22 protein-coding genes are annotated in these 19,656 nt (G+C 63.8%); 17 read left to right on the top strand and 5 right to left on the bottom strand.

The window, feature by feature from the left end:
* Nucleotides 1-23: 23 nt before the first annotated feature.
* From VHP37_07490 to VHP37_07450, 9 genes are all read left to right on the top strand, one after another.
* Nucleotides 24-1,640: an ABC transporter substrate-binding protein gene (locus tag VHP37_07490; GenBank protein HEX2826171.1), complete on the top strand. Its 1,617-nt coding sequence runs from the start codon at nt 24-26 to the stop codon at nt 1,638-1,640.
* A gap of 60 nt (nt 1,641-1,700) precedes the next feature.
* Nucleotides 1,701-2,672: an ABC transporter permease gene (locus VHP37_07485; protein ID HEX2826170.1), complete on the top strand. Its 972-nt coding sequence runs from the start codon at nt 1,701-1,703 to the stop codon at nt 2,670-2,672.
* Nucleotides 2,665-3,603, top strand: coding sequence for an ABC transporter permease (locus tag VHP37_07480; GenBank protein HEX2826169.1), 939 nt, complete (start codon nt 2,665-2,667; stop codon nt 3,601-3,603). The genes VHP37_07485 and VHP37_07480 overlap by 8 nt, the downstream gene beginning before the upstream one ends.
* 198 nt (nt 3,604-3,801) lie before the next feature.
* Entirely contained in the window at nt 3,802-4,008 is a 207-nt protein-coding gene (locus VHP37_07475) for a hypothetical protein (GenBank protein HEX2826168.1), read from the top strand.
* Nucleotides 4,009-4,104: 96 nt separating this feature from the next.
* Nucleotides 4,105-4,704: a sigma-70 family RNA polymerase sigma factor gene (locus tag VHP37_07470; protein HEX2826167.1), complete on the top strand. Its 600-nt coding sequence runs from the start codon at nt 4,105-4,107 to the stop codon at nt 4,702-4,704.
* Nucleotides 4,701-5,153 carry a zf-HC2 domain-containing protein gene (locus tag VHP37_07465; protein ID HEX2826166.1) on the top strand — a complete coding sequence of 151 codons (453 nt, stop codon included), beginning with the start codon at nt 4,701-4,703 and terminating at the stop codon, nt 5,151-5,153. The genes VHP37_07470 and VHP37_07465 overlap by 4 nt, the downstream gene beginning before the upstream one ends.
* A 1-nt stretch (nt 5,154) precedes the next feature.
* Nucleotides 5,155-5,616: a periplasmic heavy metal sensor gene (locus VHP37_07460; GenBank protein HEX2826165.1), complete on the top strand. Its 462-nt coding sequence runs from the start codon at nt 5,155-5,157 to the stop codon at nt 5,614-5,616.
* Between the two features lie 128 nt (nt 5,617-5,744).
* The gene (locus VHP37_07455; GenBank protein HEX2826164.1) at nt 5,745-6,371 is read left to right on the top strand and encodes a DUF6448 family protein; all 627 of its coding nucleotides are present in this window, start codon (nt 5,745-5,747) and stop codon (nt 6,369-6,371) included.
* Between the two features lie 77 nt (nt 6,372-6,448).
* On the top strand, nt 6,449-6,916 hold the full coding sequence (locus tag VHP37_07450) for a hemerythrin domain-containing protein (protein HEX2826163.1): 468 nt from the start codon (nt 6,449-6,451) through the stop codon (nt 6,914-6,916).
* Nucleotides 6,917-6,947: 31 nt separating this feature from the next.
* Here the strand turns inward: VHP37_07450 and VHP37_07445 are convergent, their stop codons facing one another.
* Nucleotides 6,948-7,385: a TA system VapC family ribonuclease toxin gene (locus VHP37_07445; protein HEX2826162.1), complete on the bottom strand. Its 438-nt coding sequence runs from the start codon at nt 7,383-7,385 to the stop codon at nt 6,948-6,950.
* The gene (locus VHP37_07440; protein ID HEX2826161.1) at nt 7,382-7,627 is read right to left on the bottom strand and encodes a type II toxin-antitoxin system VapB family antitoxin; all 246 of its coding nucleotides are present in this window, start codon (nt 7,625-7,627) and stop codon (nt 7,382-7,384) included. The genes VHP37_07445 and VHP37_07440 overlap by 4 nt, the downstream gene beginning before the upstream one ends.
* A gap of 600 nt (nt 7,628-8,227) precedes the next feature.
* Between VHP37_07440 and VHP37_07435 the strand changes: the two genes are divergently transcribed.
* Nucleotides 8,228-8,866, top strand: coding sequence for a Crp/Fnr family transcriptional regulator (locus tag VHP37_07435; GenBank protein ID HEX2826160.1), 639 nt, complete (start codon nt 8,228-8,230; stop codon nt 8,864-8,866).
* 24 nt (nt 8,867-8,890) lie between these two features.
* Here the strand turns inward: VHP37_07435 and VHP37_07430 are convergent, their stop codons facing one another.
* The 3 genes from VHP37_07430 to VHP37_07420 form a co-directional block, all read right to left on the bottom strand.
* Nucleotides 8,891-9,886 carry a tripartite tricarboxylate transporter substrate binding protein gene (locus tag VHP37_07430; GenBank protein ID HEX2826159.1) on the bottom strand — a complete coding sequence of 332 codons (996 nt, stop codon included), beginning with the start codon at nt 9,884-9,886 and terminating at the stop codon, nt 8,891-8,893.
* Between the two features lie 312 nt (nt 9,887-10,198).
* A complete protein-coding gene (locus tag VHP37_07425; protein HEX2826158.1) occupies nt 10,199-10,603 on the bottom strand; it encodes a cupin domain-containing protein in 405 nt (134 codons plus the stop codon).
* Between the two features lie 79 nt (nt 10,604-10,682).
* Nucleotides 10,683-11,660, bottom strand: a complete 978-nt coding sequence (locus VHP37_07420; protein HEX2826157.1) for an ABC transporter substrate-binding protein — start codon at nt 11,658-11,660, stop codon at nt 10,683-10,685.
* Between the two features lie 697 nt (nt 11,661-12,357).
* Here VHP37_07420 and VHP37_07415 point away from each other — a divergent pair.
* The 7 genes from VHP37_07415 (at nt 12,358) to VHP37_07385 (ending at nt 19,643) form a co-directional block, all read left to right on the top strand.
* The gene (locus tag VHP37_07415) at nt 12,358-13,305 is read left to right on the top strand and encodes an ABC transporter substrate-binding protein (protein ID HEX2826156.1); all 948 of its coding nucleotides are present in this window, start codon (nt 12,358-12,360) and stop codon (nt 13,303-13,305) included.
* Nucleotides 13,302-14,249 (top strand): ABC transporter substrate-binding protein, encoded by a 948-nt coding sequence (locus VHP37_07410; GenBank protein HEX2826155.1) that lies wholly within the window; start codon nt 13,302-13,304, stop codon nt 14,247-14,249. The genes VHP37_07415 and VHP37_07410 overlap by 4 nt, the downstream gene beginning before the upstream one ends.
* A 210-nt stretch (nt 14,250-14,459) precedes the next feature.
* Nucleotides 14,460-16,280: an ATP-binding protein gene (locus VHP37_07405; protein HEX2826154.1), complete on the top strand. Its 1,821-nt coding sequence runs from the start codon at nt 14,460-14,462 to the stop codon at nt 16,278-16,280.
* A gap of 16 nt (nt 16,281-16,296) precedes the next feature.
* Nucleotides 16,297-16,671, top strand: a complete 375-nt coding sequence (locus VHP37_07400; protein ID HEX2826153.1) for a response regulator — start codon at nt 16,297-16,299, stop codon at nt 16,669-16,671.
* Between the two features lie 4 nt (nt 16,672-16,675).
* The gene (locus VHP37_07395; GenBank protein ID HEX2826152.1) at nt 16,676-17,848 is read left to right on the top strand and encodes a response regulator; all 1,173 of its coding nucleotides are present in this window, start codon (nt 16,676-16,678) and stop codon (nt 17,846-17,848) included.
* A 236-nt stretch (nt 17,849-18,084) separates the two neighbouring features.
* Entirely contained in the window at nt 18,085-18,588 is a 504-nt protein-coding gene (locus VHP37_07390; GenBank protein ID HEX2826151.1) for a cupin domain-containing protein, read from the top strand.
* Between the two features lie 65 nt (nt 18,589-18,653).
* Nucleotides 18,654-19,643, top strand: coding sequence for an ABC transporter substrate-binding protein (locus tag VHP37_07385; protein HEX2826150.1), 990 nt, complete (start codon nt 18,654-18,656; stop codon nt 19,641-19,643).
* Nucleotides 19,644-19,656: the final 13 nt, after the last annotated feature.

The raw sequence follows: 19,656 nt of genomic DNA, 5'->3' as shown, positions 1-19,656 counted from the left end.
GGAAACGGGAGCGAGGATCTACCATGAACAGGATCGGAGCAAGGGCCATCGGCGTGTTGCTGGCGTCGATTGCGTTCGGAATGGCCGCATCGGCCTCGGGTGCCGAAACGCCGAAGCGCGGCGGCATCCTCAAGTACGTGGTGCCTGACGAGCCGCCGAGCTTCGACGGGCATCGCGAGACCACATTCGCGCTGATCCACCCGATACGGCCTTTCTACAGCCTGCTCATCCGGGTCAATCCCGACAATCCGTCCTCGACGAGCGATTTCGTGTGCGACGTGTGCGAAGGCAAGGTGCCCGAGCCCACCGACGGCGGCAAGACCTACACGTTCAAGATCAGAAAAGACGTGAAGTTCCACAGCGGCCCGCGCCTGAAGGCGCAGGACGTCGCGGCGACGTTCAAGAAGATCATCTTTCCGCCGCAGGACGTCGTGAGCGCGCGCAAGGCGTACTACACGATGGTTCAGAGCGTCGAAGCGCCCGACGACTACACCGTCGTCTTCAAGCTGAAGTACCCCAGCGGCGCGTTCATTCCCGCGCTGGCGGTGCCGTTCAACTTCATCTACCAGAAGGCGATCCTCGACAAGGACATGCACTGGTACGAGAAGAACGTCGACGGCACCGGCCCGTTCCGCTTCAAGGAGCGCGAGGCGGGCGCGGTGGTGCGCGGCGTGCGCAATCCCGATTACTTCGTGAAAGGGCGGCCGTATCTCGACGGCTTCGAGGCGATCTTCGCCAAGAAGGAATCGCTGCGGGTGCAGGCGATCCGCGGCGATCGCGCGGCGATCGAGTTCCGCGGCTTCCCGCCGAAAGCCGCCGAAGACCTCGTCGATGCGCTCGGCAACGACATCACGGTGGAGAAAAGCGACTGGAACTGCGGCCTGCTCGTCACGCCCAATCACAAGCACAAGCCTTTCGACGACGTGCGCGTGCGGCGGGCGCTGACGCTGGCGATCGACCGCTGGGGCGGATCGAAGTATCTGTCGAAGATCGCGATCGTGCAGGCGGTCGGCGGCATCGCTTTCCCGGGGCACCAGCTCGCCGCGAGCAGGGAGGAGCTGCAGCAGATCGCAGGTTACTGGCCGGACCTGAACAAGTCGCGCGCCGAGGCGAAGCGGCTGCTGAAGGAAGCCGGCGTGGATCTGTCGAAGACGTACTACTTCAACAACCGCGCGGTCGACCAGCCGTACAAGATCGTCGGCACGTGGCTGCTCGATCAGTGGAAACAGGTGGGGCTGAAGTTCGAGCAGCACGTCGTTCCGACGGGCCCCTTCTACGACATGCTGCGCCAGAAGAAGGAGTTCGACGTCTCGATCGACTTCAACTGCCAGTCGGTGGTGAACCCGCTGCTCGACGTCTCCAAGTACATCTCGGACGACAAGTCGGGGTCGCAGTACGGCGGGTACCAGGACCGCGAGGTCGACGCGCTGTTCGAGAAGATGAACCAGTCGGGCGACAAGAAAGAGCAGCGCGATCTCATGCGCCAGATGGAGAAGCTCACGCTGGACACCCACGCCAACCAGTTCATGACCTTGTGGTGGCACCGCATCGTGCCGCACCGCTCGTACGTCAAGGGCTGGAAGATCAGTCCCAGCCACTATCTCAATCAGGCGCTCGACAACGTCTGGCTGGACAAATAGGCGTAATCGGGGAGACCGGGCGCCCGCAGCGCATCGCGGGCGTCCGGATCGGAGGCTGTCGTGTATCGCTACATACTGAAGCGGCTGCTGCTGGTCGTGCCGACGCTGTTAGGCGCGGCCGCGCTGGTGTTCATCCTGCTGCGGCTCATCCCGGGGGACATCTGCGAGCTGCGCATGGCGGGCAGCGGCGGCTACTTCGACGAAGACGCGATCCGCATCTGCCGTGAAGAGGTGGGGACCGACAAGCCGAAGCTGGTGCAGTTCGGAAACTTCGTATGGGGCCTGGTGCGCTTCGATTTCGGCAAGTCGATGTGGACGGGGCACCCGATCGTGTCCGAGATCGCGCTGCGCTTCGAGCTGTCGCTGCAGCTCGCGATCATGGCGACCATCGTCGCGATCCTGGTCGCCATTCCGCTCGGAACGATCTCGGCGGTGAAGCAGAACACGTGGGTCGACTACATCGTCCGCGGCATCAGCATCGCCGGCACCGCGATGCCGTCGTTCTGGCTGGGCATCCTGATCATCCTCGGCCTGCTCATCGGTTCGCAGCACTTCCTCGGACGTCCGTGGATGCCGCCCATCGCCTACAAGCCGATCTGGGAGGCGCCGCTCTACAACCTCTCGATGCTGATCTGGCCCGCGATCGCGACCGGCTACCGCTACTCGGCGGTCGCGACCCGCATGACGCGCTCGGCGCTGCTCGAAGTGCTGCGCGAGGATTATGTGCGCACGGCGCGGGCCAAAGGCCTGGCGCAGCAGCTCATCCTGCGGCGGCACGCACTGAAGAACGCGATGCTGCCGGTGATCACCGTGATCGGGATCGAGTTCGCGTTTCTCATGGGCGGCCTGGTCGTCACCGAGCAGGTGTTCAACCTCAACGGCCTCGGCAAGCTCTTCGTCGAATCGGTGGTCAACAACGATTACACCATGACCCAGGCGCTGGTGATGCTCGTGGTCATCGTGTTCGTCATGACCAACTTCCTCGTGGACATCTGCTACGCGTGGCTCGACCCGCGCATCCGCTATGCCTGAAACCCTGACCGCACCCGGAACCGAAGCCATCCCCGTCGCGGCCCCGCACGGGCTGATCGATCAGCAGGAGCTGGCCGCGGCGCGTGCGCCGCGAGGCAAGGCGTTCCTCAAGTGGATACGGCGCCAGCCGCTCGGCGCGGCCAGCGCGCTGTGCGTGCTGTTCATGATCGCGGTGGCGCTGTTCGCGCCGCACATCGCGCCATTCGATCCGATACAGAACCACTACGAAGCGATGGAAGTCGCGCCGAACGCCGAGTTCTGGCTCGGCACCGACCAGTTCGGGCGCGACCTGCTGTCGCGGATCATCTGGGGCGCGCGCACGGCGCTGTTCATCGGGTTCTCGTCGGCCTTCATCGGCGCGTTCGCAGGGCTCATCCTCGGCGTGACCAGCGCGTACTTCGGGGGTCTGTTCGACTTGCTGTTCCAGCGCGTGATGGACGTCTTCCTCGCGTTTCCGCTCATCATCATGGCGCTCGCCGTCGTGGCGATCTTCGGCACCGGCCCGGAGAACGTGATCATCGCGATCACCATCCCGTTCGTCCCGCGCTGCGCGCGGGTGGTGCGCGCGAGCGCGCTGGCGCTGCGCGAGATTCCCTACATCGACGCTGCGCGTGCGCTGGGTTACAGCCACACGCGCATCATCCTGCGCCACATGGTGCCCAACTGCGTCGCGCCGTTCCTCATCATGCTGACGACGTTCCTCGGCCAGGCGATCCTCCTGGAAGCGTCCTTGTCGTATCTCGGCCTGGGCGTCCAGGAGCCCACGCCCGCGTGGGGCCTCATGCTGCAGGGCGGGGCGGAGGAGTATGCCGAGAGCGCGCCGTGGATCGCGGTCTTCCCCGGGTTGGCCATCACGCTCGCGGTGTTCGCGTTCAATCTGTTCGGGGACGCGGTGCGCGATACGTTCGACCCGAAGCTGCGGAGCCGGTGAGCGCCTCGACCTCAGTCGTCTCACGCCGGCCGAACCCGCCAAAGCTCCGAACCCCTCCCGCAAGCTAGAGGGGCCTCCGGGGCTCGCGTCGATCCGCGCCGTCTGTCGGCCGGTCTTGTCGGCTGCACTATTCGTTCGGGTTTACTTACCGCTTCGGGCAAGCTCCTATCGGGCGAGTCGAAGAGCTCGCACCAGGACGTGACCGTCGCGTTCGGCTATGCGAAAAAAGTCTCGCTGGCCGGCCGGAGCCTGTTCGTCGCGTTCGGCGCGCCGCCGACCGCGGTCGAGACGATCTCGATGAAGCAATATCTATTCAGAATGGCGTACTCGTGGCCGTTTGAGTATCGCTTCCGAATTTGCAAGAAACTCCGGCGCGCCAAGGTTCCTGCCGCCGCTCACCGGTAAACGGTGAAAGCTTGATCTCCATCAATCCCCGGCGCCGAGCAGGCTGGAGGATGGAAGTCGGGGCGGATCCCGTCCGTTCCCCTTGGAACCTTTCCCATGCCGGTTCGTTTAACAGAGCAGCCGGACCGCGTCGCGGGCTCGGCGCCTTCGGCCGCGGAAGAGGAGCGCGAATGGATCCGTCGCGCACAGGCGGGTGAACGAGCCGCCTATTCAAAGCTCGTCGGACGCTATCAGGGTCGGCTGTACCGTTTCATTCTGCGCATGGTCGGCACACGCGAAGAGGCGTTGGAATTGTCACAAGACGTGTTCATCAAGGCATGGCAGGCATTGCCGCAGTGGACGCCGGGCGCGGCTTTCCATACCTGGCTGTTTCGCATCGGCTCGAATGCGGCAATGGATGCGCTGCGCCGGCGCAAGGTGGTGGAGTTCACGGCGCTCGACCCGCAGTACGATGCCGTGTCAGGCAATCCCGGCCCCGAAGCTCAACTGGAATCGAAGCAGCGCCTGCGGGCGCTCGAAGCCGCATTGGCATGGCTGCCGCCCGAGCAGCGCGAGGCCCTCCTGCTGCGCGAGGTGGAGGGCCTGTCGTACGCGGAGCTCAGCGCCGTGCTCGGAGTGAACGAAGGCACCGTCAAGTCGCGGCTGGCGCGCGCGCGAACGGCGCTCGCCGCGAGATTCGAAAACGCCGACGCATGATGCCGCAAAGCCAGGATTGCCCGCGTGCAGAGGCGCTGTCCGCAATGATCGACGGCGAGCTTTCTGCGCGCGAGCACGAGCGGATCACGGCGCACGCCGCCGTGTGCCCGTTGTGCGGGACGATGCTCCGCCAGTTCGTCGCGCTGCGCGGGGCGTTACTGGGCAGCCCCGATCCCGACGCCGGCGTCGATGTCGCCGCGCTCGTCGAACCGCGACTGGCGCCGAGGGAACCTGCGGGCAGAGCGCATGCGCGCCGTCATTGGCCCTGGCAACACGCTCCCATGGGCGCTGCTGGGGTCGGCGTGCTCGCGACCGGCGTTTATCTGGGAATGCTCCTGATGGGCGGAACTGCCGCGGTGGCCACGCGGCCGGCTGCGATGGCCGTATTCGATGCAATTCCGCCGGGCGGGCTGTGTGTCGGTGCGTCGTGCGCATCGGGAACGAGGTGACATGACCCAAGCAAAATTCAAATATGCGCTTGCGCTGTCGGTGCTGCTCAATCTGGGCGTGCTGGCAGCGGTCGGCTACACAGCGGCCCGGCAAGGGGGTGTGTCGAGAATATTTCGGACCGAGTCGAGCGCCGCTGATTACCTCAAGCTCACGCCGCAGCAGCGGCAGCAATGGCACGCGCTCGAAGCGGGTTTTCTGCGGGAATTCCAGTCCGATGTGAAACAGATTGCCGAGCATCGCGAGAAGCTGATTCGCGGGATGTTCTCGGACCGGCCGGACCTGGAGCAGGTCGAGGCGGAGCGCGTAGCCATCGCGCGGCTGCAGGCGCAGCAGCAGAAACGCGTGATAGCGCAGGTTCTCCAGGAGCGGGAACTACTCGATGTATCGCAACAGCAGGCGCTTGCGGAACTGCTGAGGCAGGCGCCAGGCGCCAGCGCGGTGGAGCGTCTTCACCGCCAGTAGTCGGTCTACAGGCGCGATCGTGTATGCGCCTGACAAGGACGTCGATCTTGCCGGCGCTCCGTTCGCCCTGGAACAAAACCGCCGGTCGCTCGTTTAACGGGTGAGCACTACTACTTACAGGAGCTTTTATGAGCACAGGCAAATCGCTGCCCTTCAAACGCGCGCTGACTATAGTCGGCGCGATCCTCACTTTCGGCTGGGCCGCCGGCGCACAAGCCCATTGCGACACGCTCGACGGGCCGGTGGTGGGCGCGGCACGCAAGGCGCTCGATACCAACAACGTCAATCTGGTACTGGTGTGGGTGCAGAAGAACGACGAAGCGGAGATCAAGAACCAGTTCCAGAAAACTATTGCCGTGCGCAAGGCCGGCGGGCAGGCGAAGGAGCTTGCGGACATGTACTTCTTCGAGACTCTGGTGCGCATCCACCGCGCCGGCGAAGGTGCCGGTTACACAGGCCTGAAAGCGGCGGGCAAGATCGAGCCCCCGATCGCGGCTGCCGACAAGTCGCTCGAGACCGGCAAGTTGCAGGACGTGGCGCAGCTCATCTCGAAGCGGACGGAGCAGGGCTTGCATCGGAGCTTCGAGGCGGTCGTGGCCAGGAAGAAATACAACGCGAACGACGTCGCCGCGGGCCGCGCGTTTGTCAGCGCCTACGTCGAATACACGCATTATGTCGAGCGTCTGTATAACGCGGCCGAAACGTTGGCGCCCGAGCATGTGCAGAAAACTGCGCCGAGTCTCCACACGCATTGATCTCGGCTGAAGCAGATCAACGCGAGGCGGCATCGGAGCACCGTTGCAGAAACCCGTTCGCACACTAAGGAATGACCATGACATTCGATATTCCGAAATCCCTTCAAGTCGAGCACGAGGAGCTGCATGCCACGCTCGCCAGGGCAACCAAGGAATCCGGCGCCGTGGGAGAAGCGGCGCGTGAGGTCGCGCGCTACCTGCACCCCCACTTCGTCCGGGAGGAACAATTTGCGCTGCCGCCGCTCGCGCTGCTCGCGGACGTTGCCGCCGGCAGCATTCGCCCCGAGATGGCCGAGGTCCTGCCGATGACCAGGCGGCTCAAGGCCGAGCTTCCCGCGATGCTGGCCGAGCACAAACAGATCGTCGCGGCGCTGGAGAAGCTGCGGGCCGCGGCTCGAGCTGCCGAGCGTGCCGAGTACGAGCGATTCGCCGAGGCGCTGGTGCTGCACGCGCAAACCGAGGAGCAAGTGATGTATCCCGCCGCGCTCCTGGTGGGAGAGCAGGTCGCGCGCGCATTGAAGGCAGACACCTTCGAGACGACCTAATCGCCGAATCGAAGGCATGTTGCACCACGAATCAGCGCGGTATCAGCGGGTTTACGGCCATGAGTCCCGGGAAACGGCTGAAGTCGCGATCGGCGGTCCACAGCTCGCGCACGCCGTGCTGGATGCACAGCGCGGCGACCCGCGCGTCATGCACCTGCGGTCCGGAAATGCGAGCCCCCTCCAGCAGGCGCCGGAGCTCGCTCCAGTGCGCAGTGGACTCGGACAGCAGCGTGAGCGTGGGCGATTCCACCCAGGCCTCGATCTGATCGATCGCTTTCGCTGAAGGCGTGGGTGGAGCGAATATGCGTGGGTGCGTCGCGATCGCGAAGAATTCGTGCACGCACGGCCACGGGATGCACCATTGGCCGCGGCCTTCCGCGAGCTCGCGCATGCGCGCCGCGGCGACGTCGTGGAACTCGGCGTCCTCCCGGTGCGCGTAAACGAGGATGTTCGTGTCGACGGCGATCAATCGCCGCGTCCCTCGTAGGCCATTTCACGCAATCGATCCCAGGACGCGCCCTGCGCGCCGGGCTGCAAGCCGCGTCCTTTGAAGCTGGCACGGCGCAGCCGGAATTTGCCGCGCTGCTCGCGCTCGTCGATGACGCGTCGAAGGCCGGCTTCGACCAGGGCCTTGACCGTCGTTCCTTCGCGCTCTGCGACCCGCCGCGCCTTCTCGAGCAGGGGATCCGCGATATCGATCGTCGTTTTCATCAGCCGGCAATCCCGAGAGATGTTGCTGGCAACATTCTAGCGTACGGGCTGACTGCAGCCGCGGGTACGCGGCATGTACGCCCGCGGGAGCTGCTTACAGCTCGAAGCGGCGGGAGGAAAAACTCGAAAAATCGAGGAAGCTCGCAAGGCGCGCACGGGAGCGCCGGGCGTGAGTGCTTGAAGGAGGTGGCTCCCCGACCTGGGCTCGAACCAGGGACCTGCGGATTAACAGTCCGTACGGAAAAATTCGCTAAGCCGTTGATACGGATAGATTATGCATCAGTGCGGTCTTGCATATTCCCGCGGATTTCGGGGAATTTCCGCTGAAAATTCAGACCCGCTGAACCGGATATGTAAGCGGTGCAGACAGGGTAGACATCGCCTCTACTGATGCGGCTGAGCGCTGGAACCGCGTTGCTGAACCCACAGCAGTAATCCCGCGCGTTGCCCGAACGCGACGATTGAGCGGTATATCGTGCGTCGTGCAGCTGCCATCCGACGACCACTCCGATTGCCGGCGCGAGGAGACGTCAGCACATTGACATTCCACAACCTGCTGCGCACGATGCCCTGCCCACGACAACAATAAGGCGTCACAGAATGAGAGCGGCAATTGCGGCAAGGCGCGTCGGCCTGGACGATATCGACGGGCTCGTGAAGCAAGGTATCGTCAAGGCGTATCCGAGGAACGCGGTGATCGTCAACGAGGGCGACGACACCGACGCTTTCTATCTGATCATTTCCGGCCGCGTGAAGGTTTACCTCAGCGACGATCAGGGGCGCGAGATCGTGCTCACGACGCAGGAGGCCGGCGATTATTTCGGCGAGATGGTGCTCGACGGCGGACCCAGGTCCGCTTCGGTCATGACGCTCGAGCCGTCTCGTCTGGCCGTGCTCCCCAAGCGCAACTTCCGTGCATTTCTCGAGTCGCATCCGACGTTCTCGTCGCATCTCGTCGAGCGCCTGATCGGCCGCGTGCGGGAGCTCACCGGAAACGTGAAGAGCCTCGCGCTGATGGACGTCTACGGCCGGGTGGCACGTCTTCTGCTCGATCTGGCGGTCGAGGAGAACGGCCGCTGGGTTATCACCGAAAAATTGACGCAGCAGGACATCGCCGATCGTGTCGGGTCGTCGCGCGAAATGATCAGTCGCATCTTCAAGGATTTGACCGCCGGCGGCTACATGAGCATCGACAAGAGGCGCATCACGCTCCTGCGACAGCCGCCGCGGCACTGGTAATGCCGCGGCGGCCATCGCGACGCGTCAGTCGGCTTTCGCGCCGGCCGCTTTTACCAGCTTGCCTTTGGTAGTGATCTCGGATTTGATCCGGGCCGCGAAGTCGTCCGGGGAGTTGCCGACGATCTCCATGCCGGCGTCCACGAACTTCGCCTGTACCTCACGCAGCGCGATCGCGCGAATCACCTCGTCGTGGATCTTGTGGACCACGGCATCAGGCGTGCGAGCCGGCGCCAGAAGGCCCGCCCACGCGACGGCTTCGAAACCGGGGAAACCGCTCTCGGCAACCGTCGGCATCTCGGGGGCGGAGCTCACGCGCGTAGCGGAGGTCACCGCGAGGGCGCGCACCTTGCCTTCATGCACCAGCGGCAGCGTGTTGACCATCGTCCCGAACCACACGGCAACGCGGCCGGCGAGGAGATCGGGCAGGATCTGCGCGTTGCCCTTGTACGGCACGTGCAGCATGTCGACGCCACTGACGCTTTTCAGCAGCTCGGCGCCGAGATGCTGCGAAGTTCCGGCGCCGGCGGACGCGTAGCTGATCTCATCCGGACGCGCTTTTGCGAGCGCCACGAGCTGTTTCATGCTCTTTACAGGAAGCGAAGGATGCACGACGACGATGTTCGGCATCACTGCGATCATCGTGATCGGCGCAAAATCGCGCGTCGGGTCGTATTTGAGCGCAGGGTAGAGCGCAACGTTCGTCGTCATGGCGGCATCGCCCGTGAGCAGGAGCGCATGACCATCGGGCGTTGATTTCGAGATACGCTCCGCGCCGACGCTGCCCGCGGCCCCCGGCAGATTCTCGACTACGACCGGCTTCCCCCACGCCTTCGCGAGCTTCGGTGCGAGCACGCGCGTGACGTGGTCGATCCCGCCGCCGGGCGGGAAGGGGACGATCATGCGAACGGGCTTCTGAGGATAAACGGGCTGAGCCCACGCGCCGGCGGCTGCGAATATGAGCGTCGTCGACAGCGCGCCGAACACGTGTTGTTTGATGGCCTTGGTGCGGCTGCTTCGCATAACGGTCTCCGTGTGGTTGAGGTGCGAAGCCATCGTAGGTTCGCGCGTCGCATAGCACACGTAAGCAGTCGACACCGGTTGCGTGAAAATTCACCCCATCGATTTCGCCGCAAGATCGGATTCGTCGAGGCGGATGGCGGTGTGCCGGGCCGCAGGCGTTCGCGTGGATGACGCGCCTGTTGAACGCGCGAACTTCTCCGCCACTTCTGTGCTCCTGCTAAGCATCGACCCGGCGAAAATAGTTCGAGGCCGATGAATCGACTGCCGTTCGGCGGACGCCGATCGCGGGTTACGTCGGGCGCGCTGTTCCCGTTACTTGACGGGTGTGGAGTACGGCTTACCTTTGTCGACCAGCAGAACGCCGATCACTTTGGTCGGCTTGTCGCTCTTGTTCATGATGCCCATGACAGTGCCCAGCGGTGCCGAGAACGTCTCGCCGGCGTTCACAGGCTTGTACTCCTCGTCGCCGATCTTCACCATCAAGTTGCCCTCTACGACCGTCCCGTGCTCGTCGCCCGGATGTGTATGAAGCCCGCTGGCGCCGCCGGGCTCGAGCTCGATCGAAAGGATCAGCAACTCCTTGTCCGGCATGCCGCTGACGGCCTTTTTGGCAAGCGGTGTCGACTTGATGCCTTGCCGCTCCTGCGCATGGCCGACGGGCAGGGACAACGCGACCAATGCGGCTGAGACGAACAGATACGTTGAAGCTCTTTTCATTCGATTCCTCACTGGTTCAGAGATCGGACGCCACGTCTTCGACGCAGCCGATGGCAATCTGCACTTCGTTGAACGTTCTTTAGTCAATCAAGGCGTCTGCGCGCGCAATCAGCGAAGGCGGTATCTGTACGCCGGCGGCCTTCGCCGTTTTCATGTTGATGACGAGCTCGACCTTGGTCGACTGCTGCACGGGGAGGTTTCCCGGCCGTTCGCCTTTCAGAATGCGTCCGGCGTAAACGCCCGCCATGCGGTACGAATCGGTGTCATGGCCGCCGTAGCTGATGAGCCCGCCATCGTCGGTGAACGCCCGGTAGAAGTACATCGTCACCAGCCGATGCTGCGCCGCCAACGCAATGACTTGCTTGCGACGTGCATTGAACACTGCATCCGCAGCAAACGTGACGGCGTTGACGCGCTGCTGCGCAAATGCTGCAAAGGCCTCGTCGATCTCTCGTTCGCTACCTGCGTTACGCACGGCAACCTTTACCCGCAGCGCCGCGGCCGCAGCGTGGATGTCCTTCAATTCGGACTCCGCCGCCGGGTTCTTCGGATTGACGAGCACGCCCACCGTTGCCGCACTCGGCAGCATCTCGCGCAGCAGCTCCAGTCGCTTGCCCGCGAGCGAGTTCACGAGGAACGTCGTCCCGGTGACGTGACCTTCAGGGCGGCTAAGACTTTGCACCAGTCCCAGCGCAACCGGGTCGCCGCCGATACAGAACACAACCGGGACCGCGTTCGCAGCCGCCTTCGCAGCGCGCGGCGCATTCGCGCTTTGCATCGCCACGATGACCGAGACACGCCGCTGCACGAGATCGGCTGCCAGCGCCGGCAGCCGGTCGAAGTGTCCTTCTGCGCCGCGGAACTCGATCGCCACGTTGCGGCCGTCGGTGAATCCCGCTTCTTTCAAACCTTCCTGCACCGCGTCGATGAGCCGTGGGTCGCGGTTCGTGCCACTCAGGATCCCAACGATCGGCAGCGCCTGTTGGGCCTGTGACAGTCCGAACTGGCTCCATACACCCAGAGCGGCGATGGCTGAACTGAAGCGCCTGCGGTTCAATTAAGGCTTTCCGTTTGTCGTGAAACGTGGACGAGATTCAGAGCACACCCGGGTACTGGACTGCACGAGCAGGAGAAGCCATATTAGGATCGCAGGAAGCGCGAAGCAACGTAAGCAGTGCTCACCGGGGCCGTGAATATTCACATTCGGTGCGGCAAGCTCCTCGACTTGGTGAAGCAGCTAGACCACCGGGTTTCGTTCCTCTGAGGATGCGATCGACATAGACCGCTGTTCGCCGGAAGAGGTCTACGGTATCCGCCGAATACGACATCAGTGCGCCAGCTTCCACGTCAGGACGCTCTCCAGCCATTGACACGTCAGCAGTCGACACCGGTTGCGTGAATATTCACGGCGGCCGATCGGCATCGCGCAGGGTTGACACGGCAGAGCGCTGCACTCACGATCGAGAGCTCCATAAAAGATGTTAACGAGGAGGGGACGTGCGTACACTGCCGACCGCAAGCGGCGTGAATATTCACGCTGCGGCTGCGACTTGCTTGGCAGAGACGACCCGGGGGCTGGGCCGAAGATGGTGCTTCGAGCCATCCATCGGAGATCGTCATGCGCACCCGCCGCTATACCGTCGTTCCTTTGCTCCTCTTGATTGCGGTCGTATTCGTCGCCTCTCAGCTCGGCGAGGGGCCGGCGCCCGGGCAGGCGTCGGCCGCCATGGCGCACCCCGAAACGAGATGAGCCGATGAATCGTCGAGATTTCGTAGTGCTGGCCGCGGCGGCGGTGGCGTTCCCCGCGCGCGCCCAACAGACGCGGATGCGCCACGTCGGCGTGCTCACGCACCTTCCCAATCCCGAACCGATCTGGGGCTACTTCAGGGAGGGATTGCGCGATCTCGGATACGTCGAGAACAGGAACATCAGACTCGAGTACCGCTCCGCCAACGGCAGTGTGAGCCGGCTTCCTGAGCTTGCGGCCGAGTTGCTGCGAACAAACGTGGAGCTGATCGTCGGTATCCAGACGCCGTCCGTCGAAGCGGCGAGCCGGGCGACGAAGCACGTCCCGATCGTGATGCTGGCCGCCGCCGATCCGGTCGCCGCGGGGTTCGTAAAGACGCTGTCGCATCCCGGCGGCAACATTACTGGCGTCACCACGGCGACCGCGGAGCTCGCTGGAAAATCCGTGCAGATCATGCGCGAGCTCGTGCCGTCGGTGAAACGAATCACGGTGCTGCTCAACATGGCCGACCCCTTCAACAAGCCGTTCTCCGAACAGGTCGAGTTATCGGCGAAAGTTCTGGGAATAAGGCTGACCACGATAAGGACGCGAGCTGAGGAGCTGCCTGCCGCCGTCGCGGCCATCGCTAAGGATCGGCCGGATGCGCTGGTCATCCAGCCAAGCCTGCCAACGACGGCGGCGGCGTTCGCAATGAACGAGCGCATTCCGGCCGCCGCTTCGTCGACCTTGTTTGCGGACAGCGGCGTGCTCTTCAGCTACAGCGCGAACGCCGCGGATTTCTCGCGCAAGGCCGCGACTTACGTCGACCGCATCCTGAGAGGTGCCAAGCCTGCAGACCTACCGGTCGAGCAACCGACGAAGTTCGACTTCATCGTCAGCCAGAAAGCCGCCCGTTCACTCGGCATTACCCTGCCGCAGTCGGTCGTGTTGCGGGCCGATAAGGTGATCGAATGAACCGCCGCCACTTCGTATCGCTCGGCGCGGCGCTCGCTGCGTTTCCCCTCGTTTCGTCCGCGCAGCAGCGCGTGTTGAAGATCGGCTTCATCACGATTGCGAGCATCGCCGAGGCCTACCTGACACCGTTTCGCACGGCGCTTCGCGACAGAGGCTATATAGAAGGCAAGACGGTGCAGGTCGAGGTGCGCACCCCCGCGCGCGCACCGGAGCTCGCACAGGCCGCTGCCGAGCTCGTCAACGCGCACGTCGACGTCATCGTCAGCGTGCTCACCGTCGCGACGAATGCGGCGAGGAAGGCCACGACATCGATACCGATCGTGTTTCTCGGCGTGGGCGATCCCGTCGGTACCGGCGTCGTCGCTTCCATGAACCGCCCCGGCGCGAACGTCACCGGCATCGGCGACAGCTCCGCCGAAGCGAACGCGAAGACGCTCGAGCTCCTCTCCGAAGCGCTGCCTGCGGCGAAGCGCGTCCAGGTCATCACCGATCCTCGCGACCCGTACGCGAAAACCTTCATGGATCATCTGCGCGAAGTCGGCAAACGTCGGTCGCTGGACGTACAGCCTCTCGCCATCACGACCCCGGATGCGCTCGATTCGGCCGTAGCCGACTTGAGCCGCCAGAAGCCCGATGTGGTGATCATCCAGGGGAGCTTTCCGAGCCGAACGGCCGCGCTGCTGCTCGAACGCGGCATACCGTCCGGCGGTACGCCGGAATCGTTCGCTAACGCCGGAAGCCTCCTCTGCTTCGCCATCGACGTTCCGGACATCTGCCGCCAGGGCGTGGATTACGTGCAGCGCATCGCGCGCGGCGCGAAGCCCGCGGACCTTCCGGTGCAGGTGCCGAAGCGCCATGTCGTGCTCAACCTCAAGACTGCGCGCGCACTCGGCATCGCAATTCCGCAGGCGCTGCTCGTGCGCGCCGATCGGCTGATCGAATGAGCAGCTCCCGTGGATCCCGCTTTGCACGCCTGCGAAGGCGCCGCCGGCCGCTAGAGTCGAGCCGCGCGGGGATCGGGGAGTGCTGAAGGTGAACATTCATGCAGGCAGGTCCTTGTCCCCGCCGGCTGCTCGTGCGACAGTGATTGCTGCCAAGGGAACATGGGGAAGGCGCGCTTGATCCTGCGCGGTTCATTATTTCGTAAGTACGCGGTGTACTTCGTCGCCGTCGTCAGCGCCGCGCTCATCGCCAGCGCACTCGTACAGCTCTACTTCACCTACCAGGAAAACAAGGACGCGCTGCTCAATCTGCAGCGGGAGAAAGCCGCAGCGGCGGCGACTCGCATCGAGACGTACGTGCAGGAGATAGAGCGCCAGCTCGATTGGATGCGTCTGCCTCAGGTGGGGCCCCAGACGCCCGAGCAGCGCCGCATCGAATACCTGAAGCTCCTGCGCGTCGCACCCGCGATCACGGACGTGATGCTCCTCGACGCCGCGGGCCGGGAACAATTGCGGGTCTCTCGCCTGAGCATGGATGTGAGCGGCGGAGAAGCCGACTATTCGAAGGACCCGAAGTTCACGGAGGCCCGCAGCGGCAAGACGTATTTCGGCCCGGTGTACTTCCGCAAGGAGACCGAGCCCTACATGACCATCGCGGTGGCGAGCATGGGCAACGAGGCCAACGTGACGGTCGCCGAGGTGAACCTCAAGTTCATCTGGGACGTGATCTCACGCATCCGGATCGGCAAAGGGGGCCTTGCCTACGTCGTGGATTCGCGCGGTCGACTGGTGGCCCATCCCGATATCAGCTTTGTCCTGCAGAAGCGCGACCTTTCGCATCTGCCCCAGGTCGAGGCCGCGCTCCACAGTAGAGGCGAGGACACCCAGACTATTTCGATCGCTCCGGGCCCGCAAGGCTCGCAAGTACTGACGGCGCACGCGCCCATCGCTTCGCTGGGCTGGCACGTGCTCGTCGAGCAGCCGCTTAGCGAAGCATTCGCGCCGCTGTATGCGGCATTGCAGCGGACAGGTTTTCTTCTACTCGCCGGTCTTATTTCGGCGTTCCTGCTGAGTCTGTATGTCGCGAGGCGCATGGTCAAGCCGATCGAGATCATTCAAGGCGGCGCGGCGCAGCTCGCGACGGGCAAGCTCGACCAGCGCATCGAGGTGAGCACCGGAGACGAGCTCCAGGCGCTCGCCGGGCAGTTCAACGACATGGCGGCGCAACTGCGGGAGTCGTATGCAGACCTCGAGCGCAAAGTCGAAGAGCGCACGCGGGAGCTTTCTGACTCGCAGAAGCAGCTCGAAGTCGCCAACCGACACAAGTCCGAGTTCCTCGCCGGCATGTCGCACGAGCTGCGGACCCCCCTGAACGCGATCATCGGATTCTCCGAAGTGCTGTCCGAGCAGATGTTCGGTGACGTCAACGCGAAGCAGGCGCAGTACTTGAGGAACATACACAGCTCCGGCACGCACCTGCTCTCGCTCATCAACGACATCCTCGACCTCTCGAAAATCGAGGCGGGGAAGATGGAGCTCGAGCTTTCGCGATTTGACCTTCGCGCAGCGCTGGAAAGCGCGATCGCGCTCATCCGCGAGCGTGCGATGAAGAACAACGTCCAGCTCGCGCTCGAATGCGCCGACGGCGTCGGCGAGTGGGTCGCGGACGAGCGCAAATTCAAGCAAATCATGCTGAACCTGCTTTCCAATGCGGTTAAGTTCACGCCGCAAGGCGGCAGGATCACCGTGCGCGCGGCGCGCCACGAGGACCAGGTCGAGATCGCCGTCAGCGATACCGGCATCGGCATCAAGCCCGAGGACCAGGAGCTCGTCTTCCAGGAATTCCGCCAGGCAACCGGCAGTTATCTGAAGAAAACCGAAGGGACGGGCCTCGGCCTCGCCCTGACTCGCCGCTTCGTCGAGCTTCATGGCGGCATGCTCACGCTGCACAGCGAGGTGGGCAAGGGATCCACGTTTGTTTTTACGCTCCCGCAGAAGGAGCTGCAGCCCGTTTCCGCGGAGCTGCAATCATGACTCAGCCGGAGGTGGAGTGAGCGTCATCCTGATCGTCGAGGATAATGAGAACAACATGATGCTGGTGCGCGACGTGCTCCAGTTCAAGGGCTATGAGACTCTCGAAGCGACGACCGGGGCCGAGGGGGTGCGACTCGCGATCGAGCGCAAGCCCGATCTGGTATTGATGGACATACAGCTTCCGGACATCGACGGCCTCACAGCGCTCGCGCGGATTCGCGAAGAGCCGGCGCTCAAGGACGTGCCGGTGCTGGCGGTGTCGGCCTCCGTGATGCCCGACGACCAGCAGCGCATCGCTGCGTCCGGCTTCAACGCGTTCATTACGAAGCCCATCAACGTGAAAAGCTTCGTCGCAACCGTCGAGGGCTTCTTGCCCGCTGGCAAGGATTGAAGCGTTGGTACAGAAGATCCTCGTCGTCGACGACCAGCCGATGAACGTGACGCTGCTCGCCGACGTGCTGGAAGTGAAAGGCTACAGCGTTGCCACCGCCAGTTCCGGCCCGGAAGCGCTGTCGCTGATCGAGGCCGACGCACCGGATCTCGTGCTCCTCGACGTGATGATGCCCGAGATGACCGGCTATGAAGTCTGCGAGCGGCTGCGTGCCGCCCCCGCGACGGCGCTGCTTCCCATCGTCATGGTGACGGCGCTCGACGCCAAAGAGGAGCGTATCAAGGGCCTGGAGGCGGGCGCGGACGATTTTCTCAGCAAGCCGGTCAATCAGCAGGAGCTGCTCGCACGGGTGCGCTCGCTGCTGCGCATCAAATCCTTGCACGACGAGGTCCAGGCGCAGAAGGTCGAGCTTGCGGAATCGCTCGCGCGCATCGAATCGCTCTACGCCGAAGTGCAGGCGCAGAAGGCGGAGCTCGCGGAGTGGAATCGCACGCTGGAGGAGCGGGTCGCGGAGGGCGTGGCGGAGCTCGAGCGCCTGTCGCGCATGAAACGGTTCTTCTCCCCTCAGGTGGCGGAACTCATCATCTCGGGAGATACGCGCGATCCGCTGAAGAGCCATCGCACCGAGATCACCGTCCTGTTCATCGATCTGCGCGGTTACACCTCGTTCACCGAAAGCGCGGAGCCCGAAGACGTCATGGACGTGCTGAGGGAATATCATGCCGAGATGGGGCGTCTCATCATGAAGCACCATGGCACCGTCGAGCGCTTTGCAGGCGACGCGATCATGATCTTCTTCAATGATCCGATCCCGCTCGAGAATCCGGCGGAACATGCTATACGCCTCGCACTCGACATGCACGAAGCCTTCGAAAAGTGCGCGATCACATGGCGCAAGCGCGGCTTCGACCTTCACATCGGGATCGGCATCGCTCAAGGCTATGCGACGATCGGCGCGATAGGCTTCGAGGGGCGTCTGGACTACGGTGCGATCGGCGGCGTTTCGAACGTCGCCGCGCGCCTGTGCTCGGAAGCGAAGGGCGGGCAGACGCTCGTCCAGCAGCGCGTGCTCGGCCGCGTGGAAGACCTCGTCGAAGCCGAATCGGTCGGCGAGCTCGCACTGAAGGGCATCAATCGGCCGATCACGGCTTACAACGTGCTGCGGCTGCGTGCCTGAAATTGGCGCCATACTCACCGCGGGTGCCGGCGTCGGTGCGCGTGTTGTGAATATTCACGCCACACGTGCCAAGGTGTTCACCGAGCGGATGCGGCCCCAGACCTACGATGGTCCTGCAGTCAACCCACAGGAACCATCATGAAAAATGCTCATCGCGCCGCTTTTGGTTTCGCTCTCGCAGTTATTCTGGCTTCTCTCAACGTTCACGCATTCGCGCAGCATCACGCCGGCCCAAGTTGCTGGCGGAAAAGAAGCTGGCGAGGCTGCCGACGGGCCCGCTTTTCTGGCGCATCGACAACTTCCGCACGCTCGCAGAGGCGCAGGCAGCGGCGGGCCCCACGGCCTTGATCGCCGAGGCGGTGGGCAAGATATGGCTCTTCACGTTGGGCCCCACGGGACATGCCCCGTCTGGCGGCAGCAAAGTAGCCGAGATCGGCCCTGTCCCGGTTGCGACCGGGACCCAATATCACCTGCAGGTGCGCGAAGCGAACAATATCCCGGGATTCCGCTCACCTGTGCACACGCACCCTGGATCTGAAGCGTTCTACGTGCTCTCCGGCGAACTTGCGCTGAAGAGCAGTCGAGGTGTCGAGCGCGTGACTGGCGGTCAGTCTCTGCCGGGTCCTCACGCCGGCAATGCGATGCAAGCAGCGAATGAGGGCTCGACCAATCTCCACATGTTCGTCATGTTCATGCTGGACGCCGATAAGCCATTCTCGTCGCCGGCCACCTTCGACTGACAATATGCTGGCCGGAGGTCGGCCTGTTCCGGGTCAGCATCCTGGCTCACCAAGGAGTTGCTCGCATGCTTACTCGTCGCGGATTTCTGATTTCGCTCTCCTTCGCAGCGGCGGCCGGGACGCAGCTCGTGTTCGCCCAGCAAGCACGCCGGGAAGCCGCACGAATCGGCCTGCTCGAGCCCGCATCGGCTGCGAGCTTCGGGCGCTGGCGGCGGGCGCTCGTATCCGGACTGGAGGAGCAGGGATGGAGCGAGGGACGCAACTTCACGATCGAGTCACGATGGGCGGAGGGGAAGTACGAGCGGCTCCCGCAGCTCGCGGCAGAGCTCGTCCAGGCCAAAGTCGACGTCATTGTCGCGGCCTCGGGCCCCGGAATCCGGGCCGCGCAGAAGGCCACGGCAACCATTCCCATCGTGATGGTTCGCACCGCCGATCCGGTCTCTGCGGGCTTCGTGGCAAGCCTCGCTCGGCCAGGCCGCAACATCACGGGCTTGTCGAACGTGCATGTGGACGCGAGCAGCAAATATGTGGAGCTTCTGCGCACGGTGATACCTAAGCTCAACCGGGTCGGCGTGCTCATGAATCCCGGCCATCCTAATCATCCTGCTTTCCTGAGGGCGGCGGAAGCGGCTGCGAAAGCGCATGGCGTCATGGTCGCACCTGCACAGGCGGACACGGCCGGCGCTTTCGAAGCCGCTTTCGCAGCGATGGTCAAAGATGGCGCCCACGCGCTGATCACGCTACCGGACCCGTTCTTCTTCGCGCACGCGCGGCGCATCGCCGAGATGGCGACGCAGCGCGGATTGCCGTCGATGTTCTGGGCGCGCGAGGCGGTCGAGGTCGGCGGACTGATGGCTTACGGGCAGGACAATGCCGAGCATTACTATCGCGCGGCCGTTTACATCGACAAGATACTGAAGGGCACCCCGCCCGCGGAGTTGCCCGTCGAACAACCCACCAAGTTCGAGACGGTCGTCAATCTTGCGACCGCCAAAGCGCTCCGCGTGCGCGTCCCGGATGAGCTGCTGCTGCGAGCCGACGAGGTGATTCGTTGATATCGCTCAACCC

Source organism: Burkholderiales bacterium, from assembly GCA_036262035.1.
Classification (GTDB): domain Bacteria; phylum Pseudomonadota; class Gammaproteobacteria; order Burkholderiales; family SG8-41; genus JAQGMV01.
The sequence above is the reverse complement of the archived record's forward strand: the minus strand, read 5'-3'. Positions and strand labels throughout refer to the sequence as shown.

What these genes read in the sequence shown, in the direction of transcription:
- VHP37_07470 (HEX2826167.1), top strand. Translation starts at nt 4,105, where the DNA reads ATGCCGGTTCGTTTAACAGAGCAGCCGGACCGCGTCGCGGGCTCGGCG.
- VHP37_07490 (HEX2826171.1), top strand. Translation starts at nt 24, where the DNA reads ATGAACAGGATCGGAGCAAGGGCCATCGGCGTGTTGCTGGCGTCGATT.
- VHP37_07435 (HEX2826160.1), top strand. Translation starts at nt 8,228, where the DNA reads ATGAGAGCGGCAATTGCGGCAAGGCGCGTCGGCCTGGACGATATCGAC.
- VHP37_07465 (HEX2826166.1), top strand. Translation starts at nt 4,701, where the DNA reads ATGATGCCGCAAAGCCAGGATTGCCCGCGTGCAGAGGCGCTGTCCGCA.
- VHP37_07450 (HEX2826163.1), top strand. Translation starts at nt 6,449, where the DNA reads ATGACATTCGATATTCCGAAATCCCTTCAAGTCGAGCACGAGGAGCTG.
- VHP37_07430 (HEX2826159.1), bottom strand. Translation starts at nt 9,886, where the DNA reads ATGCGAAGCAGCCGCACCAAGGCCATCAAACAACACGTGTTCGGCGCG.
- VHP37_07440 (HEX2826161.1), bottom strand. Translation starts at nt 7,627, where the DNA reads ATGAAAACGACGATCGATATCGCGGATCCCCTGCTCGAGAAGGCGCGG.
- VHP37_07455 (HEX2826164.1), top strand. Translation starts at nt 5,745, where the DNA reads ATGAGCACAGGCAAATCGCTGCCCTTCAAACGCGCGCTGACTATAGTC.
- VHP37_07425 (HEX2826158.1), bottom strand. Translation starts at nt 10,603, where the DNA reads ATGAAAAGAGCTTCAACGTATCTGTTCGTCTCAGCCGCATTGGTCGCG.
- VHP37_07385 (HEX2826150.1), top strand. Translation starts at nt 18,654, where the DNA reads ATGCTTACTCGTCGCGGATTTCTGATTTCGCTCTCCTTCGCAGCGGCG.
- VHP37_07415 (HEX2826156.1), top strand. Translation starts at nt 12,358, where the DNA reads ATGAATCGTCGAGATTTCGTAGTGCTGGCCGCGGCGGCGGTGGCGTTC.
- VHP37_07480 (HEX2826169.1), top strand. Translation starts at nt 2,665, where the DNA reads ATGCCTGAAACCCTGACCGCACCCGGAACCGAAGCCATCCCCGTCGCG.
- VHP37_07460 (HEX2826165.1), top strand. Translation starts at nt 5,155, where the DNA reads ATGACCCAAGCAAAATTCAAATATGCGCTTGCGCTGTCGGTGCTGCTC.
- VHP37_07410 (HEX2826155.1), top strand. Translation starts at nt 13,302, where the DNA reads ATGAACCGCCGCCACTTCGTATCGCTCGGCGCGGCGCTCGCTGCGTTT.